Origin of the sequence: Fontivita pretiosa (genome assembly GCF_050410795.1) — a bacterium.
GTDB lineage: Bacteria > Planctomycetota > Phycisphaerae > Tepidisphaerales > Tepidisphaeraceae > Fontivita > Fontivita pretiosa.
Genome location: NZ_CP191258.1, coordinates 3,366,472 through 3,380,513 on the forward strand (window position 1 = coordinate 3,366,472; position 14,042 = coordinate 3,380,513).

At 63.6% G+C, this 14,042-nt stretch carries 13 protein-coding genes; 4 read left to right on the forward strand and 9 right to left on the reverse strand.

The window, feature by feature from the left end:
* Nucleotides 1-82: 82 nt before the first annotated feature.
* The 4 genes from plsY to ACQS5P_RS13650 all read right to left on the reverse strand — a co-directional run bounded on the left by plsY (nt 83) and on the right by ACQS5P_RS13650 (nt 4,738).
* Complete coding sequence (plsY, locus tag ACQS5P_RS13635; RefSeq protein ID WP_428937169.1) at nt 83-769, reverse strand: glycerol-3-phosphate 1-O-acyltransferase PlsY; 687 nt, start codon at nt 767-769, stop codon at nt 83-85.
* Between the two features lie 33 nt (nt 770-802).
* Nucleotides 803-2,344: a hypothetical protein gene (locus tag ACQS5P_RS13640; RefSeq protein WP_428937170.1), complete on the reverse strand. Its 1,542-nt coding sequence runs from the start codon at nt 2,342-2,344 to the stop codon at nt 803-805.
* 46 nt (nt 2,345-2,390) lie between these two features.
* Nucleotides 2,391-4,049, reverse strand: a complete 1,659-nt coding sequence (gene serA, locus ACQS5P_RS13645; RefSeq protein ID WP_428937171.1) for a phosphoglycerate dehydrogenase — start codon at nt 4,047-4,049, stop codon at nt 2,391-2,393.
* Between the two features lie 131 nt (nt 4,050-4,180).
* The gene (locus ACQS5P_RS13650; RefSeq protein WP_428937172.1) at nt 4,181-4,738 is read right to left on the reverse strand and encodes a cob(I)yrinic acid a,c-diamide adenosyltransferase; all 558 of its coding nucleotides are present in this window, start codon (nt 4,736-4,738) and stop codon (nt 4,181-4,183) included.
* 80 nt (nt 4,739-4,818) lie between these two features.
* Here ACQS5P_RS13650 and ACQS5P_RS13655 point away from each other — a divergent pair, with 80 nt between their 5' ends.
* The 4 genes from ACQS5P_RS13655 (at nt 4,819) to ACQS5P_RS13670 (ending at nt 9,543) form a co-directional block, all read left to right on the forward strand.
* The gene (locus ACQS5P_RS13655) at nt 4,819-5,535 is read left to right on the forward strand and encodes a response regulator (RefSeq protein ID WP_428937173.1); all 717 of its coding nucleotides are present in this window, start codon (nt 4,819-4,821) and stop codon (nt 5,533-5,535) included.
* 51 nt (nt 5,536-5,586) lie between these two features.
* The gene (locus ACQS5P_RS13660) at nt 5,587-7,380 is read left to right on the forward strand and encodes an ATP-binding protein (RefSeq protein ID WP_428937174.1); all 1,794 of its coding nucleotides are present in this window, start codon (nt 5,587-5,589) and stop codon (nt 7,378-7,380) included.
* A gap of 116 nt (nt 7,381-7,496) precedes the next feature.
* The gene (hemC, locus tag ACQS5P_RS13665) at nt 7,497-8,459 is read left to right on the forward strand and encodes a hydroxymethylbilane synthase (RefSeq protein WP_428937175.1); all 963 of its coding nucleotides are present in this window, start codon (nt 7,497-7,499) and stop codon (nt 8,457-8,459) included.
* A gap of 7 nt (nt 8,460-8,466) precedes the next feature.
* On the forward strand, nt 8,467-9,543 hold the full coding sequence (locus tag ACQS5P_RS13670) for an AsnC family transcriptional regulator (RefSeq protein ID WP_428937176.1): 1,077 nt from the start codon (nt 8,467-8,469) through the stop codon (nt 9,541-9,543).
* A 130-nt stretch (nt 9,544-9,673) separates the two neighbouring features.
* On the opposite strand, the gene ACQS5P_RS13675 is transcribed toward ACQS5P_RS13670, so the two are convergent.
* The 5 genes from ACQS5P_RS13675 to ACQS5P_RS13695 all read right to left on the reverse strand — a co-directional run bounded on the left by ACQS5P_RS13675 (nt 9,674) and on the right by ACQS5P_RS13695 (nt 13,988).
* Nucleotides 9,674-9,847: a 4Fe-4S binding protein gene (locus tag ACQS5P_RS13675; RefSeq protein WP_428937177.1), complete on the reverse strand. Its 174-nt coding sequence runs from the start codon at nt 9,845-9,847 to the stop codon at nt 9,674-9,676.
* Between the two features lie 96 nt (nt 9,848-9,943).
* A complete protein-coding gene (locus tag ACQS5P_RS13680; RefSeq protein WP_428937178.1) occupies nt 9,944-11,236 on the reverse strand; it encodes a citrate synthase in 1,293 nt (430 codons plus the stop codon).
* A 69-nt stretch (nt 11,237-11,305) separates the two neighbouring features.
* Entirely contained in the window at nt 11,306-12,229 is a 924-nt protein-coding gene (locus ACQS5P_RS13685; RefSeq protein ID WP_428937179.1) for an energy transducer TonB family protein, read from the reverse strand.
* 37 nt (nt 12,230-12,266) lie between these two features.
* The gene (locus ACQS5P_RS13690; RefSeq protein WP_428937180.1) at nt 12,267-12,878 is read right to left on the reverse strand and encodes a TIGR00730 family Rossman fold protein; all 612 of its coding nucleotides are present in this window, start codon (nt 12,876-12,878) and stop codon (nt 12,267-12,269) included.
* Between the two features lie 24 nt (nt 12,879-12,902).
* Nucleotides 12,903-13,988 (reverse strand): AAA family ATPase, encoded by a 1,086-nt coding sequence (locus ACQS5P_RS13695; protein ID WP_428937181.1) that lies wholly within the window; start codon nt 13,986-13,988, stop codon nt 12,903-12,905.
* Nucleotides 13,989-14,042: the final 54 nt, after the last annotated feature.

The following is a 14,042-nucleotide window of genomic DNA, read 5'->3' on the forward strand; positions in this document are numbered from 1 at the left end:
TGGGCATGGCACGTTGCGCGTGCGGGGCGCGCGACATGATCAACTCGGCTGCGCTGCGTGCCGATACGCAGGGCATCTGAGCTCACCGCTCATTCCTTTTGGTTTCAAATCTGCTTTCGGTGCCGGCGCGCAGTCGGGCGATGTTGGAGCGGTGGCGATAGATGATCATGGCGGCGATGAGGGTGGCGAAGATCAGAAGCGGCAGTTGCGAGCCAAAGACGCTCCAGCCCATGGCCCAGCCGATTGCGATGTAGGCCAAGGGCATGACCAAAGCCGCGCAGATCGAGGCGAGGCTGACGATGCGGGTGAGCTTGAAAACGGCGAAGAAGGCGGTTGCGGCGATGATCAGGGGGAGTGTGAAATAGGGGAACACGCCCAGCGCCACGCCGGTAGCGGTGGCGACGCCCTTGCCTCCCTTGAAGCCCAGAAAGATGCTGAAGATGTGCCCGAGGATGGCGGCAAAGCCTACCAGAAGCCAGAGGATGTAATCTCGCGCAGTGGGGGGCTTGTGATGGGTGATCCAGGCGACGTGCAGGATCCACGCCGCCGCCAGCGTCGGCAGCAGGCCCTTGAGCAGGTCGAGGCTGAAGACGATGACGAAGTATCGTCCGCCAAGCAGTCGTCCGACGTTGGTGGCGCCGATGTTCCCGCTGCCGGCCTTGCGCGGATCGACTCCCTTTGCCAGGCCAACGATCAGCCCGAAGGGGATCGCGCCCAGCAGGTAGGCCACGGGGATAAGGATGATCAGCCAGTTCGTCGAAGGGTCCATCGGATGTGCAGGGTTGTACCGCAGATTGCCCGATCAGTCGAAGTATCGTCTGGTGGAGAGCCGATACTCGGCCTCTCGCGGGTCCAGCAGGGAAAAGTGCAAGGCAGTGGAGGCGATGTGCAGGGTGAGGAGGATGATCAGAGCGGTGACAGCACGGCGGGCGGGGTCGGATTTGAGCAGAGGCTGGTCGGCACAGATGCCCAGGGTCAGCAGCGGGAGAAACGCGATCCACAGTCGCGGAAGCTCATAGGTTACACCGATGAGATACGTCAGGAGCATGATGGCCACAGTGGAGACAAGAATGGGCGTGCCCAGGCCGCGGATACGGTGCAACCGCCGCCGCAAAAGCAGCATCGCCATGACCGTCGGTGAGAGGAACAGGACGAACAGAGGCAGTCCGATGAAGAACCACAGGGGGCGTGAGTAGCGGATGGTGTGCTGGATCTGTGCGAAGCGTTGGGCCACGCCCAGAAGTGTCGCGGGGATGTTCCAGCCGAGGGCAGGAAACGCGATCACGACAACGAGCAGGCATCCCGAGATGGCGGGCAGGACATGCCGCCGGAAGGTATACCAGAGAGACCGCTTCTGTCGCAGGGCGATCCACAGCGTTGCGCTCAGCGCAGCGAGAGCAATCCAGAAGTGAATCAGCCCAAAGACCAGGCCGACGACCAGCAGCATGCCAGCCAGCAGACTGAGCTGGGGTTGATCGCGCCGGTATCCTGCAAACCAGGCCCACAGCATCGCGTTGATCGTCAGCAGTTGCATGGGATCTTTGCCTGGCGAGAAGTGAACGGTGGCGGGATTGAAAGTGACCAGCAGGCAGAAGACGACGGCGCCGGCGCGGGAAAACACCAGTCGCCCCAGCAGGTACGCGAACAGCCCCGAAATGCCCCACAGAGCGGTCAGGACGATGCTGACGCGCATCCGCAGCGCCTGGAGGCCAAGCAGGTCGGGGCGGTCGCCGCTGTCCAGCAGCAGTCGATCGATCAGCCCGGGGCGATCCGGATCGAACGGCCAGAGGTTCTGCACGGCACGGACGAGCACGGTCATTCCCGGGGGATTGGACAGCACGCGTGTGCCAAGCATCTGTTCGGGGCTGCGATGCAGCAGGCGTGGGAAGTCGCGGAGGTACTGCGCGATGGGCCCGGCCTGTTCGGCTTCGAAGACGAACGCTCCGTCGTGTGACGGAGAGTAGAGGTTCATGCCGTGATAGACGGCGGGCTTGGGGGGGGCATACCAGGTCCAGGCGCACATCCAGCTCAGGCTGATCGTGAACAGCACAAGGGCCGAGCGCTGCGCCCGCCTGCTGCGCTTGCGGCCGAGCAGGATGATCACCAGGGCGCACGCGCCGATCGCGACGATCAGTTGCACCGCCTGAAGGAAGCGGTATTCCGGGTAGAGCGAGTAGCGGTACTCCATCCTGCCGCGCTCACCCAGGGGAATGTCCAGCATGAACATTCCCAGGAGGATTCCGATGGTGAGCAGAACCGACAGCAGCAGCGAGCAGGCAAATCGCAGGGAAGTTCGCGGGCGCGCGTGGTGGCGCTGGAGTTTCCTGCGCGAAGGGCGACTCATATAAAGTCGAAGTGCGCCTCGGGCGCGATCGCTTCCCGGAGGCGGCTCATGCGTCGCGCGGTGGCAACTTGACTCTCTTGACCTTCAGAATGTTCGGACGCGCCCGCAGACGGTTCAGCAACGCCTCCGGGGGTTCGCTGTCGGTTTTGATCAGCATAAGGGCGGTGGCGGTGCCGTCGGGGTTGAACTGGCGGCTGATCACCATGTCGGCGATGTTGACCTGCGCGTCGCCGAAGCTCGTGCCGACGGTGCCGATTACGCCGGGCATGTCCTTGTTCTGAATGATGACCATCTGTCCTTCGGGAATCATGTCCATGTTGTAGTCGTCCACGCGAAGGATCCTGGGCAGGCCGTCCTGATAGACGGTGCCGAGGATGCGATGAGACTGGCCGTCGGTGGTCTCGACGCGGATGCCGACGATATCGCCGACCAGCCCGGCCGGGGGACTGGGCTCGTGGACCTGCACCAGTTCGATGCCGCGGCTGCGCGCCAGATGCTCGACGTTGATGATGTTGACCGATCCCTCGCCCAGGTGTGGTTTGAGCAGCTCGACGGCGGCCAGGCGAAGCAGGGTGTTCATGTGCTTGGGGGCGCGTGTTCCACTGGCGCGGAGGGTGATGGACTTGATGCCGCCATCGATGTAGCCGGCCAACAGGGCGCCGATGCGTGAGGCGAGCTTGGCGAATGGTGCCTCATCCGGCGGCAGATCCAGCCGCACGCCCGCGGCGTTGACGGCGCCGCGGATCTCGCCGTTTCGCAGGTAGGCCAGAATCGCCTTGCACGCCTCCACGCTCACCGCCGTCTGCGCCTCATCGGTGCTGGCGCCAAGGTGCGGAGTGAGCACGACATTATCCAATGCAAACAGCGGATGATCCTTTGGCGGGGGTTCGGTCTGATACACATCCAGCGCCGCGCCGGCGATCTTCTTCTGCTTCAGCGCTTCGGCCAGGGCATATTCGTCCACCACTTCGCCGCGCGCGTCGTTGATGACCAGCAGGTTGGGTTTGCAGTTGTTGAACAGTCGCTGGCGGTTGAGCAGGTGGCGGGTGCCCTCGCCGCCGGGCACGTGGAACGTAATCACATCGAGCTGCCCGAGGAACTCGTCAAAGTCGCGGATGAGCTTGACCTTGCCATCCAGGGCAGTGGGGGCGGGGAAATAGGGGTCGTAGCCCAGCACGTTCATTTCCATCGCCAGCGCCCGGCTGGCGACGGTGCGTCCGATGCGTCCCAGGCCGACCACGCCGATCGTTTTGCCGGCAAGCTGGGTGCCCTGATACATGCTGCGTTTTTTCCAGTCGAGCTGCCCGCTGATGAGGCTGGCGTGCGCCTGGGGGATCTTGCGGGCCAGGCTCAACAGCAGCGCCAGCGCGTGCTCGGCGGTGGAGAGGGTGGAGGCCTCGGCGGTATTGAGCACGAGGATACCCTTGGCGGTGGCCGTCTCCAGGTCGATGTTGTCCACGCCCACCCCGGCGCGGGCGATAGCCCTGAGTCGCCCGGGATTGGCCAGCACCCTGGCGGTGACCTTGGCTCCGGAGCGGACGATCAGGGCGTCGTATTTGCCCACCTCCGCGGCCAGCTCATCTTCCTTCAGTCCGATCTTCACGTCGAATTCAGCCCCGCTTTGCCGAAGCAGCTCCAGCCCTTCTTCGGCGAGCTTGTCGGCGACGAGAATGCGGGTGGTGGCGGCGTTGGTGGTGTTGAACATCTTGATTGCGTCCTTGGTATCGAGCCTGGCACGACGATTTCAGGAGTTAAATGTATGAAGGTCGAAGCCGACGGGCAAGCCGACCGGCAAGCTTACGATACCCCGGGCGGAAGGTGCGTGAGCTGCCAGGCTTATCCGGCGGATTGCTTGTTCCACGGCACGTCCGGCACCGCCGCGCGATGGTTGGCCAGTCGCGCGTAGACGAACAGCCAGTCGCTGAGGCGGTTGATGTAGGTGATCAGCACCGGCGGCACGGGGCGATCCATGGCAAAGCCGACGAGCAGGCGTTCGGCGCGGCGGCAGATGGTTCTGGCCAGGTGCAGCCGTGCCGCTGCCTCCGTGCCGCCGGGAACGATGAAGTTGCGCAGCGGCGGCAGTTGGGCTTCGGCGGCGTCGATCTGCATCTCCAGCCGGGTGATGAACTGCTCGTCCAGCGGGGGAATCTGCGATTCGCAGACAAGCTGAGGATCGGGCGAGGCCAGGTGCGCGCCGATCACGAACAGATCCTGCTGGATCGCCTGCACGTCGGCGCGCAGGTCGGCGTCAAGTGCGACGGCGGCCAGACCCAGCGCCGCGTTCAGCTCGTCCACGGTGCCATAGCATTCGAGCCTGGGGTCGGATTTGCGGACGCGCGACCCGCCGATCAACCCCGTGGTGCCGTCGTCGCCGGTGCGCGTGTAGATCTTCATGATCGGTCCATTGTATCGCACGTTAAGGAATGGTTAACGGCTTGACAGTTGCCGATGGCGGCGGTGCGATGCACGGCATCATGCCCGTGGATCGTACACGCAAGCGGATCCTGATTGTCGATGACGAAAAGGACCTGCTGGAGCTGATCGGATACAACCTCCAGCGCAACGGCTATGGCGTGCTGACCGCCACCGATGGCGCCCAGGCTCTGGAACTGGCGCAGCGCCAGTTGCCGGATCTGGTCCTGCTGGACCTGATGCTGCCGGGGATTGACGGCACCGAGGTGGCGCGGCGGCTGAAGGCCGAGCCGCGCACCGCCGCCATACCTATCATCATGCTCACCGCCAAGAGCGAGGAAGTTGACGTGGTCGTCGGGTTGACCCTCGGGGCCGACGATTATGTGACCAAACCGTTCAGCATGAAGATCCTGCTGGCCAGGGTGCAGTCGGTGCTCAGGCGGCAGGATCCGACGCTGGCGGCAGAGCCCGGCGGCACGCTCCGCGCCGGGCCGCTGGTCATCGACATCGCCAGGCATCAGGCCAAGCTCAATGGCCAGACGCTGAACCTGACCTACACGGAGTTCAAACTGCTGGCGGCGCTGGTCGGGGCGCGGGGAAGGGTGCTGAACCGCAATCAGCTCATGGACAAGGCTCTTGGTCCTGGAGTGTTTGTGACCGATCGCGCCATCGACGTGCATGTGACGTCGATCCGCAAGAAGCTTGGAGAGGCAAGCTGGCTGATCCACACCGTGCGCGGGGTTGGGTATCGGGTGCGGGAATCGCCGGATGAGGATTGAGCACCGCACAGCCGTGTCCGAAGCGTCTGATTGCAGTATCCTTCAGGTCTGATGTCCCCGCGATCCATCGTCCTTCGCCTGATCCTGCCATTCGCGATGATGATCGTCGTCGTGGTCGGCGTATGCGGGACGGTAGTCTACTGGTCCGGGCAGCAACACCTGCGACTTCAGCAGATTCAGGACCTGGATCGGCTCACCAGGCTTTTGCGCCAGCAGTTGAACGATGGGACGATGGATCCGGTTGCGCGGGGGCATTACATCCACGGACTGGGTGAGTTGCTGCGCACGCGGATCACCCTGATCGACGGCGGGGGCGGCGTGATCATCGACACGCATGCCGATCCGGCGACGATGGACAATCACAACACTCGTCCGGAGGTGATCGAAGCGCGCAAGCATGGGGTGGGAAGCAGCGTCCGCAGGAGCGACACGACCGCGGAACCGACGGTGTACGTGGCGCAACTGCTGGATCGCGCCAGCCCGCAGGGGATGGTGATCCGCCTGAGCTATCCGCGCCATGTGTGGGCGCGACTGGGCATCGGGGGATGGGCGATGGTAGCGGGGGCGACGGTCTCGGCAGGGCTGGTGATGATCTGGCTGGCGGTAAGTTTGCAGCGGCAATGGATAGGCCCGGTGCGGGCCCTGGCCGCCGCCGCCGACCGCGTCGCCGCCGGTGAGTGGCACACTCGACTGATACCCGACGGCGCCGACGAGCTGCGCATCCTGATCGATCGGTTCAACGTGATGGCCGAGCAGTTGCATCGGCGGCTTGCCGAGCTTCAGCATCAGCGCGCTGATCTGCAGGCGCTGGTCGATGCGTTGCCCGATCCGGTGCTTCTGGGCGACCAGCAGCAGCGGATCGTTGTGATCAACTCGCCGGCGGCCAGGCTGTTTCAGATTCCACCGGGCCGGGCGCTGGGAGAAAAGCTGGTCAATGTGGTGAACGAGGCTTCGCTGCTGAGCATGATCGAGGAGCTGATGAAGGGCGACGGAACGCAAACGACGACGATCACGCGGCAGATTCGCCTGAGGCGAGAGGGCCAGCGCCTCAGTTACCAGGCGGTTGTCAGCCGCGCCGGAGCGGGGGGCGTGCTGCTGGTGCTGCGGGATGTGACGGCGCTGGCGTCGGCGGTGCAGATGAAGACCGACTTCGTCGCCAACGCCAGCCACGAGCTTCGCACCCCGATCGCGGCGATCAAGGCGGCGTTCGAGACGCTGCGTGACGTGTACGAGGAAGACCCCTCCCAAAGCGCCCGCTGCATCCGCATCATCGACGGGCACATCCACCGCCTGGAGCAGATGCTGGCCGATCTGCTGGACCTGTCGCGCGTGGAAAGTCCCGATTTGGAGCCGCGCCGATCACCGCTGAAGGTGTCGGATCTGACGGCGTTTGTCCGCGCGACGTTCGGGCCGGCAGCGCAGCAGCGGGGGCTGACGATGGACTTTGTGGTCGATGGCTGGGATGAGCAGGCGCAGTTCGTCAGCGACCAGCGGCTGGTGCACCTGATTCTCAAGAACCTGGTGGAGAACGCGGTCAAGTTCACTCCGCCGGGCGGAAAGATCACGGTCGGGTTGCTGCGGAAATGCGACCAGGGAGGCGGAGAAAAGGTTCTGATCCGTGTGCAGGACACGGGCGTGGGCATTGCACCCGAGCATCAGCAGCGCGTTTTCGAGCGGTTTTATCAGGTGGATCCGGCGCGCAGCGGCGCCGCCGGGCGGGGCACGGGGCTTGGGCTGGCGATCGTCAAGCACGCGGTGCACGCCCTGGGCGGGGAAGTGTCGCTGAGCAGCGAGGTGGGCGTGGGCACGACGGTGAGCTGCGTGCTGCCACAGGCGCCGACGTAAGCGTTGCGCCGGCGCGGGGGTCAGAGCCAGCGTTGTGCCGGGCGCCCGCGCCGACATACTGCGTCATGAGCCGTCGGGCGTTTCGGTTTTGTGGCCGGCGCGGATATGATCAGGCGATGAGCGTGGCAGGGCATTTCAGTCGGACGCTGCGTCTGGGCACGCGCGGCAGCATGCTGGCCCGGATGCAGAGCCAGATCATCGCCGATGCGCTGGAGCAGCGGCACTCCGGGCTGAAAGTCGAGCTGATCATCTGCAAGACCAGTGGCGATCAGATCACCGACAGGCCACTGCATGAGGCGGGAGGCAAGGGACTGTTCACCAAAGAACTGGAAGAGTCGCTGCTGGCGGGCAGGGTCGATTTCGCGGTGCACAGCTTCAAGGACGTGCCGGTGACCATGCCGCTGGTGGATACTTCGAAGCTGACGATCGCGGCGGTGCCGCAGCGACAGGATGTTCGCGATGTGCTAGTCTGCGCCAAGGCCCGCTCGATCCAGCAGCTTCCGCAGGGCGCAAAGGTGGGCACGGGCAGCCTTCGCCGAAGGTGTCAGATCCTGGCGATCCGACAGGATCTACACGTCGAGCTGATCCGTGGCAACATCGACACGCGCCTGCGCAAACAACGCCAGGGGGAATACGACGCGGTGATCCTGGCGATGGCGGGTTTGAAGCGCGCCGGCCTGTACGACCAGACCGACATGACGCCGCTGCCTCTGGAGCAGATGCTTCCGGCTGCGGCGCAGGCGGCGCTGGCGATCCAGTGCAGGGCCGACGATGAGCCGACGCGACAATTGCTTTCGGTGTTGGATGATCCGGACAGCCGCCTGTGCGTGGAACTGGAGCGCGCGGTGGTCGGCGCGTTGGGCGGGGATTGCCATTCACCGATCGCCGCGCTGGCCAGCGTGCAGGAGCGGACGATTCATCTGGCCGCGGCGGTGGGGGCGCGCGACGGGCAACTGCCCGTGATTCGCGCCCAGGCGCAGGCGGGCATCGACACGCCCGAGCTGGCTGTTCAGCAGGTCCTCCAGTCGCTCCGGCAGCAGGGGGCGGCGGATCTGCTGGCCGGCGTATCGCGGAGCTGAAGCGATCATGTCCACACTTCCGGCACAACGCGACGAGTTGGATCTGAAGCTTCTGGACCTGCTTCAGCAGCAGGTGCCGCTGGTGGAGCGGCCATTTGCGGAGATCGCGCAGCGGCTGGGCATTGATGAAGCCCAGGTGCTGCGGCGGGTAAGGGAACTTAAATCCGGGCCGCGGGGGGTGATCCGGCAGATTTCGGCGATCTTCGACTCGCGGTCACTGGGATACGTCAGCTCACTGGTTGCGGCGAAGGTGGACGAATCGCGCATCGACGCCGCCGCCGAGCAGATCAACCTGCATCCGGGCGTCTCGCACAATTATCGCCGAAACCATGCTTACAACCTCTGGTACACGATTGCGGTGCCGCCGGACAGCAGGCTTGGGTTGGAGCGGACGGTCCAGGAGCTGCATCGCCGCAGCGGTGCGATCGTGACGCGACTGATGCCGGCGCTGAAGCTGTACAAGATCGGTGTGCGGTTCAACCTCAGCGGCGAGCCGGACGCAATGGCGCGCGGCGACGAGGAGCCAGCATTTGATTCGGGCCGTCAACAAGCGTCGACAACGCGATTGACCGTAACCGACGCCGACAAGCGGATGATTCGGCTGCTTCAGCAGGACTTGCCGCTGGAGCCGCGGCCTTTTGAGATCTGGGCGCAACAGGCGAACGTTCCGCCACAACAGTTGCTGGAGTCGGCACAAGAGTATTTGCGGATGGGATGGATGAGGCGGTTCAGCGCGGTGTTGCGGCATCGGGAGGCGGGGTTTGTCGCCAATGCCATGGGCGCCTGGATCGTTCCGCCCGAGCGGCGCGACGCCTTCGGCGCCCTGGCGGCCAGCTTCCCGGCTGTCAGTCACTGTTATCAGCGTCCGACGTACGAGGACTGGCCGTACTCGATCTTCACCATGGTTCACGGGCAAACGCCAGCGGAATGCGAACGGGTGCTGTCGGCGATTTCGGAGGCGACGGGAATCACACAATACGCTGCGTTGTACTCGTCCCGGGAATACAAGAAGGTGCGGGTCCGCTATTTCATGGGGGACATCGAGGCATGGGAGGCGCAGGTACTGGCGAATTCCCAAAGATAAGAAACCTGCGGAACTCGCTCATGCGCGGTGTCAAAAAAACTGCGCAGCAGCTTCGGTCGGCGTGTGAGTTGCGACGCACGCCGACCGAAGCCGCCACACCGAGCCAATCGGTGTGCCTGCCCCTGTTGGCTTATTGCATGGTGATGGCCTGGCTCGGACAGGCGTCGACGCAGGCGTTGCAGTCGATGCACTCTTCGACGTTGACTTCGGCGTGTTCGCCGGGCACGGTGATGGCGCCGTTGGGGCAGGCTTCCTCGCAGGATTTACAGGCGTTGCACAGTTCCTTATCAACAACAGCAGGCATGGGACCTCCGGTTAAGCGACGCGGTATAAGCAGACCATAGGGTCTGATTATCCCGATAGCAACCGGCGTACCGTGCGACAGCAAGCCTGCTGCGGCTTAGTGCCGCTGCTCCATCGGCACATAGTCGGTCTTGGTCGGGCCAATGTAAATCTGTCTGGGTCGCGCGATCCTGGGCTCCGGCTCGTCGCGCTGTTCTTTCCACTGCGCGATCCACCCGGGCATTCGTCCGATCGCGAACATGACGGTGAACATGTTCACGGGGATGCCGATCGCCTTCATGATGATCCCGCTGTAGAAATCGACGTTGGGATACAGCTTACGCTCGACGAAATAGCTGTCCTTCAGCGCCAGCTCTTCCAGCTTGCGGGCGATGTTCAGCAGCGGATCGTTCTGGTGACCCGTCTTGGCCAGCACCTTGTCGCAGGCGCGCTTCAGAATCTGGGCGCGAGGATCGAAATTCTTGTAGACGCGGTGTCCGAAGCCCATCAGCCGAACGCCGCTGGTCTTGTCCTTGGCCAGTCGCAGGTATTCCTCGGGTGTGACTCGGCCCTTGTGGATGGCTTCGAGCATTTCCAGCACGGCGACGTTGGCTCCACCGTGCAGAGGCCCCCACAGCGCCCCCACGCCCGCCGCCACCGAAGCAAAGAGATTCGCCTGGCTGGAACCCACAATCCGCACCGTGCTGGTCGAGCAGTTCTGCTCGTGGTCGGCGTGCAGCAGCAGGATCATGTCCAAAGCGTCGGCGATGTCCGGGTCGGCCTCGTACTGGCGGTACGGCTCGCTGAACATCATGTGCAGGAAGTTGGGCACATACTTCAGTCGCGGGTCGGGGTAGACCATCGGCAGCCCGCGCGACTTGCGATAGCTGTACGCCGCAATCGTCCGCACCTTGCTGATGATCCGCGCCGCCGCCTCCTCGAATGCCTCGTCATCCTCCAGCTTCAGAAACTGCTGGTGGAAGCAGGCCAGCGTGTTGAGCATCGCCGAGAGCATCGCCATCGGCGGGGCGTCTACCGGGAAGCCCTCGAAGTGGTGCCGAAAGGCCTCGTGCAGGTGAGCGTTGGCGGTGAGTCTCTGGCGGAAGCGCTCGTCCTGCTCGCGTGTGGGCAGGCGTCCGAAGATCAGAAGCTGCGCCACTTCGATGAAATTGGACTTTTCAGCAAGCTGCTCGATGGGGATTCCACGGTAGCGGAGAATTCCTTTTTCGCCGTCGATGAAGGTGATCGCGCTTTCGCAGGCACCGGTGCTGTAGAAGCCTGGATCCAGCGTGATCAGTCCGGTGCGCGACCGCAGACTGGTGATATCGATCCCGAGTTCCCCCTCGCTGCCTTCCACGACCGGGAACTCATACTGCTTGCCCTCGAAGATCAGTGTTGCGGTTCTCGCCATGATGACACTATTGTGGAGGAAGACATCCGATCCTGCAACTTTCTTCCCCGCCTTCAGACCGCGGAGATTTCAGAAAAATCGGATCGAGAAAAGGATCACATCCCAGGTTGGCCGGCCAGATCTATCACGCGCTGGCTCGAACCACCAGTCATAGGCCGCCAGCTTGCAAGGCTGATCGACCTCGTTGCTGCCGCTGGAGCGATAAACGCTTGCGGAAACGACCTTTCCGCTGGGATCGATGGTGAGCTTCAGCACCACGGTGGGTGAAGCCAGGGCCATCAGGTCTGCCCGGGCGGCCAGCGACAGTCGCGGCCGCGTCAACTTGTGCTTTCGCCCGATGCGGACTTCGGTTCGGCCGGGGCGGAATTCGGCGCTGCCTTGGATGGTCAGCGGATCGGATTCGCTTTGCGCCATGGGCGCCGGATCGGCGGCGGGCGCATCGCCGCCCGGCTCACCCGCCTGTGCCACACCCGCGGCGGCATTGCCCGGCGGGGCCGGCTGGCTTGTCGCCGCAGGCACCATCTCCAGTTTCTCCCTCGCCGGCAGAACAAAATCGCCTGCGGTTGGGCTGATGCCCAGCGGCGCCGCTTGCTGGGGCGTCGGGGCTTCGAGCAGTGGTGGCGCTTTGATCGACCCGGTCGATCCGCTGGTCAATACCGACAGACCAGGTTCAACCCCCACTTCCGCCAGACCCTGCGGATCGCGGCTGAGAAAAGCCTGCTCCTGAGTCCCCTGCGGCGCCAGCAGCGGCAACTGCCCGCTGGCATCGTCGATCGCCCGACCGCGGCCATCCGAGTCCCCCAGCCGATTCCATGGATCGTCCGGCGTTTCGACGAGCGCCGCGGTCAGCGTCGTGGTTTGGGCAAATCCCGGCAGGCGGATGTGCGCAGCGTTGCGATGCGCGTAGATCTCCGCCGTCGTGCACACGATCAGCACGTGCAGCGACAGCGACGCGCACAAGGCGATGCTCAGGCTCGGATCGCGATGGCTCATCCGCGACATTCATTGTATCGGCTGTGGTCCGCGAGGATCACTCCGTCGCAGCCACGATGCCCTCTGCGAGCCACTTGTCGGCCTTGAGCACAGGAGGAGTGTAGCTGCGAAGGTAGTCAACCGCCTGGGGCACAGTTGCGGCGGTGAAGTAGAGGTTACGCGCCTTGGGCTTGATGAACTTCTGATCGATGGCGCTTTGGATCATCGCGAGCATGGGATTCCAGTAGCCGGCGACATTCAGGAACACGATCGGCTTGTTGTGACAGGCAAGCTGCTTGCCGACGATGATCTCGAAAATCTCCTCAAAAGTTCCCAGCCCGCCGGGCAGGGCGATGTACGCGTCGCCGCGCTCTTCCAGAATCGCCTTGCGGTCACGCATCGAGTTGGTGATCACCAGTTCGTCGCAGAGCCTGTCCTCCAGGCCTTTGTCGCAGAAGAGCTGCGGCGTGACGCCGATGACCTTTCCACCGCCGGCCCGAACCGCATCGGCGACGGTCTTCATCAGCCCGATCGCATTGCCGCCGTAGACGAGCTTCCACCCGTTGGAGGCGAGTGCGCGTCCGAGTTCCGCGCCGGCATCGTAGTAGTGCTGCGCCAGCTCGCTGCTGGAGGAACAGTAAACGGTGACGGTGTGGATAGGGTAGGTCATGCTGATCGCGGAACCTGCGCCTTGTCACTTCACATAGCCTTTGGCTCGGAAATACCCGATCGCCTCTTCGGTGCTGCGGAAGACCCGCGTGGCGGTTTCGGTGATGAAGGGGCTGGGCAAAGCACGGCAGGACCAGACGACGTAGACCTCCTTGCCGCCCTCGAAGGCGTGGTGCAGCTCCCGCTCCACGCCGCTGCTGAGGCCCGGCTTGCCGTGGGGAAGCTCCGGGATGAAGCTGATGATCATGTCCGACTGATCCACCATCTTGAAGTCGCGCATGTAGATCTGGCCCATGATGTCCCCGGAGATCTGGAGGACTTCCCTGGTCTTGAGTCGGATTGGCCCGTCGGCGGCCTGAACTTCGATCTCCTCCTGGCCCGCCTGGGTCGCCTCGTCGGCCATCTTGTGCAGGATGAACTCGTCCACGTCGGCCGGGTCGAAGCAGATGAAGTGCCGGTTGATCTCCGCCTTGAATCGCTCGATTTCGCTGAGCACCCCGGGCAGATCCATCACGTGGCTCATCGGGAAGCTGAGGTACACCTTCCGCATCTGATGCTGATGGAAGACCAGGCGGTAGATGGTCTCGGTCGTCGGGACGTTGCGCCCGCGGCTGATCATGAAAAAGTGCCCGTAACCCTTGAGGATATTGGCCAGGATTTCCGTGGCCAGCAGCTCCTCCTCACGCCAGACCATGATGTCCTTGAGGGTATGGTCGATGTCGTGGTCGCGCATCAGACGCTGGTGGACGGATTCGGCGTTATCCAGCAGTGTGATGTAGACGTCCGCGTTGAAGGCCTTGATCTGATCGAAATCGAACGCCGCGAACAGTCCATGTCGCCAGCGGAACGTCGCGTGCGTATTGACCAGCACGTGCTCGTGCTTTTCGCTCAGTCGCAGGATTTCCTTGAAGACGGCGCGGCGGAGCGTGTTCAACCGGCTGATGGGCAGATTCAGGATTCGTCCCGGCGGCACGTCGGGCGCTTCCTTGTACATCATCGCTCCGACGTGGAAGACCTCCACGTCCAGACCGTTTCTCACAGCGATCTGCTTGACCGCTTCCAGATAAGGGCCTTTGTCCACGCCCACCTGGCCAGTGACGATCGCGCGCATGAATGCGGGCTCCTCAAAAAAAACAGGTTCAAAGCGGAGGGGAATCTTAGCAGG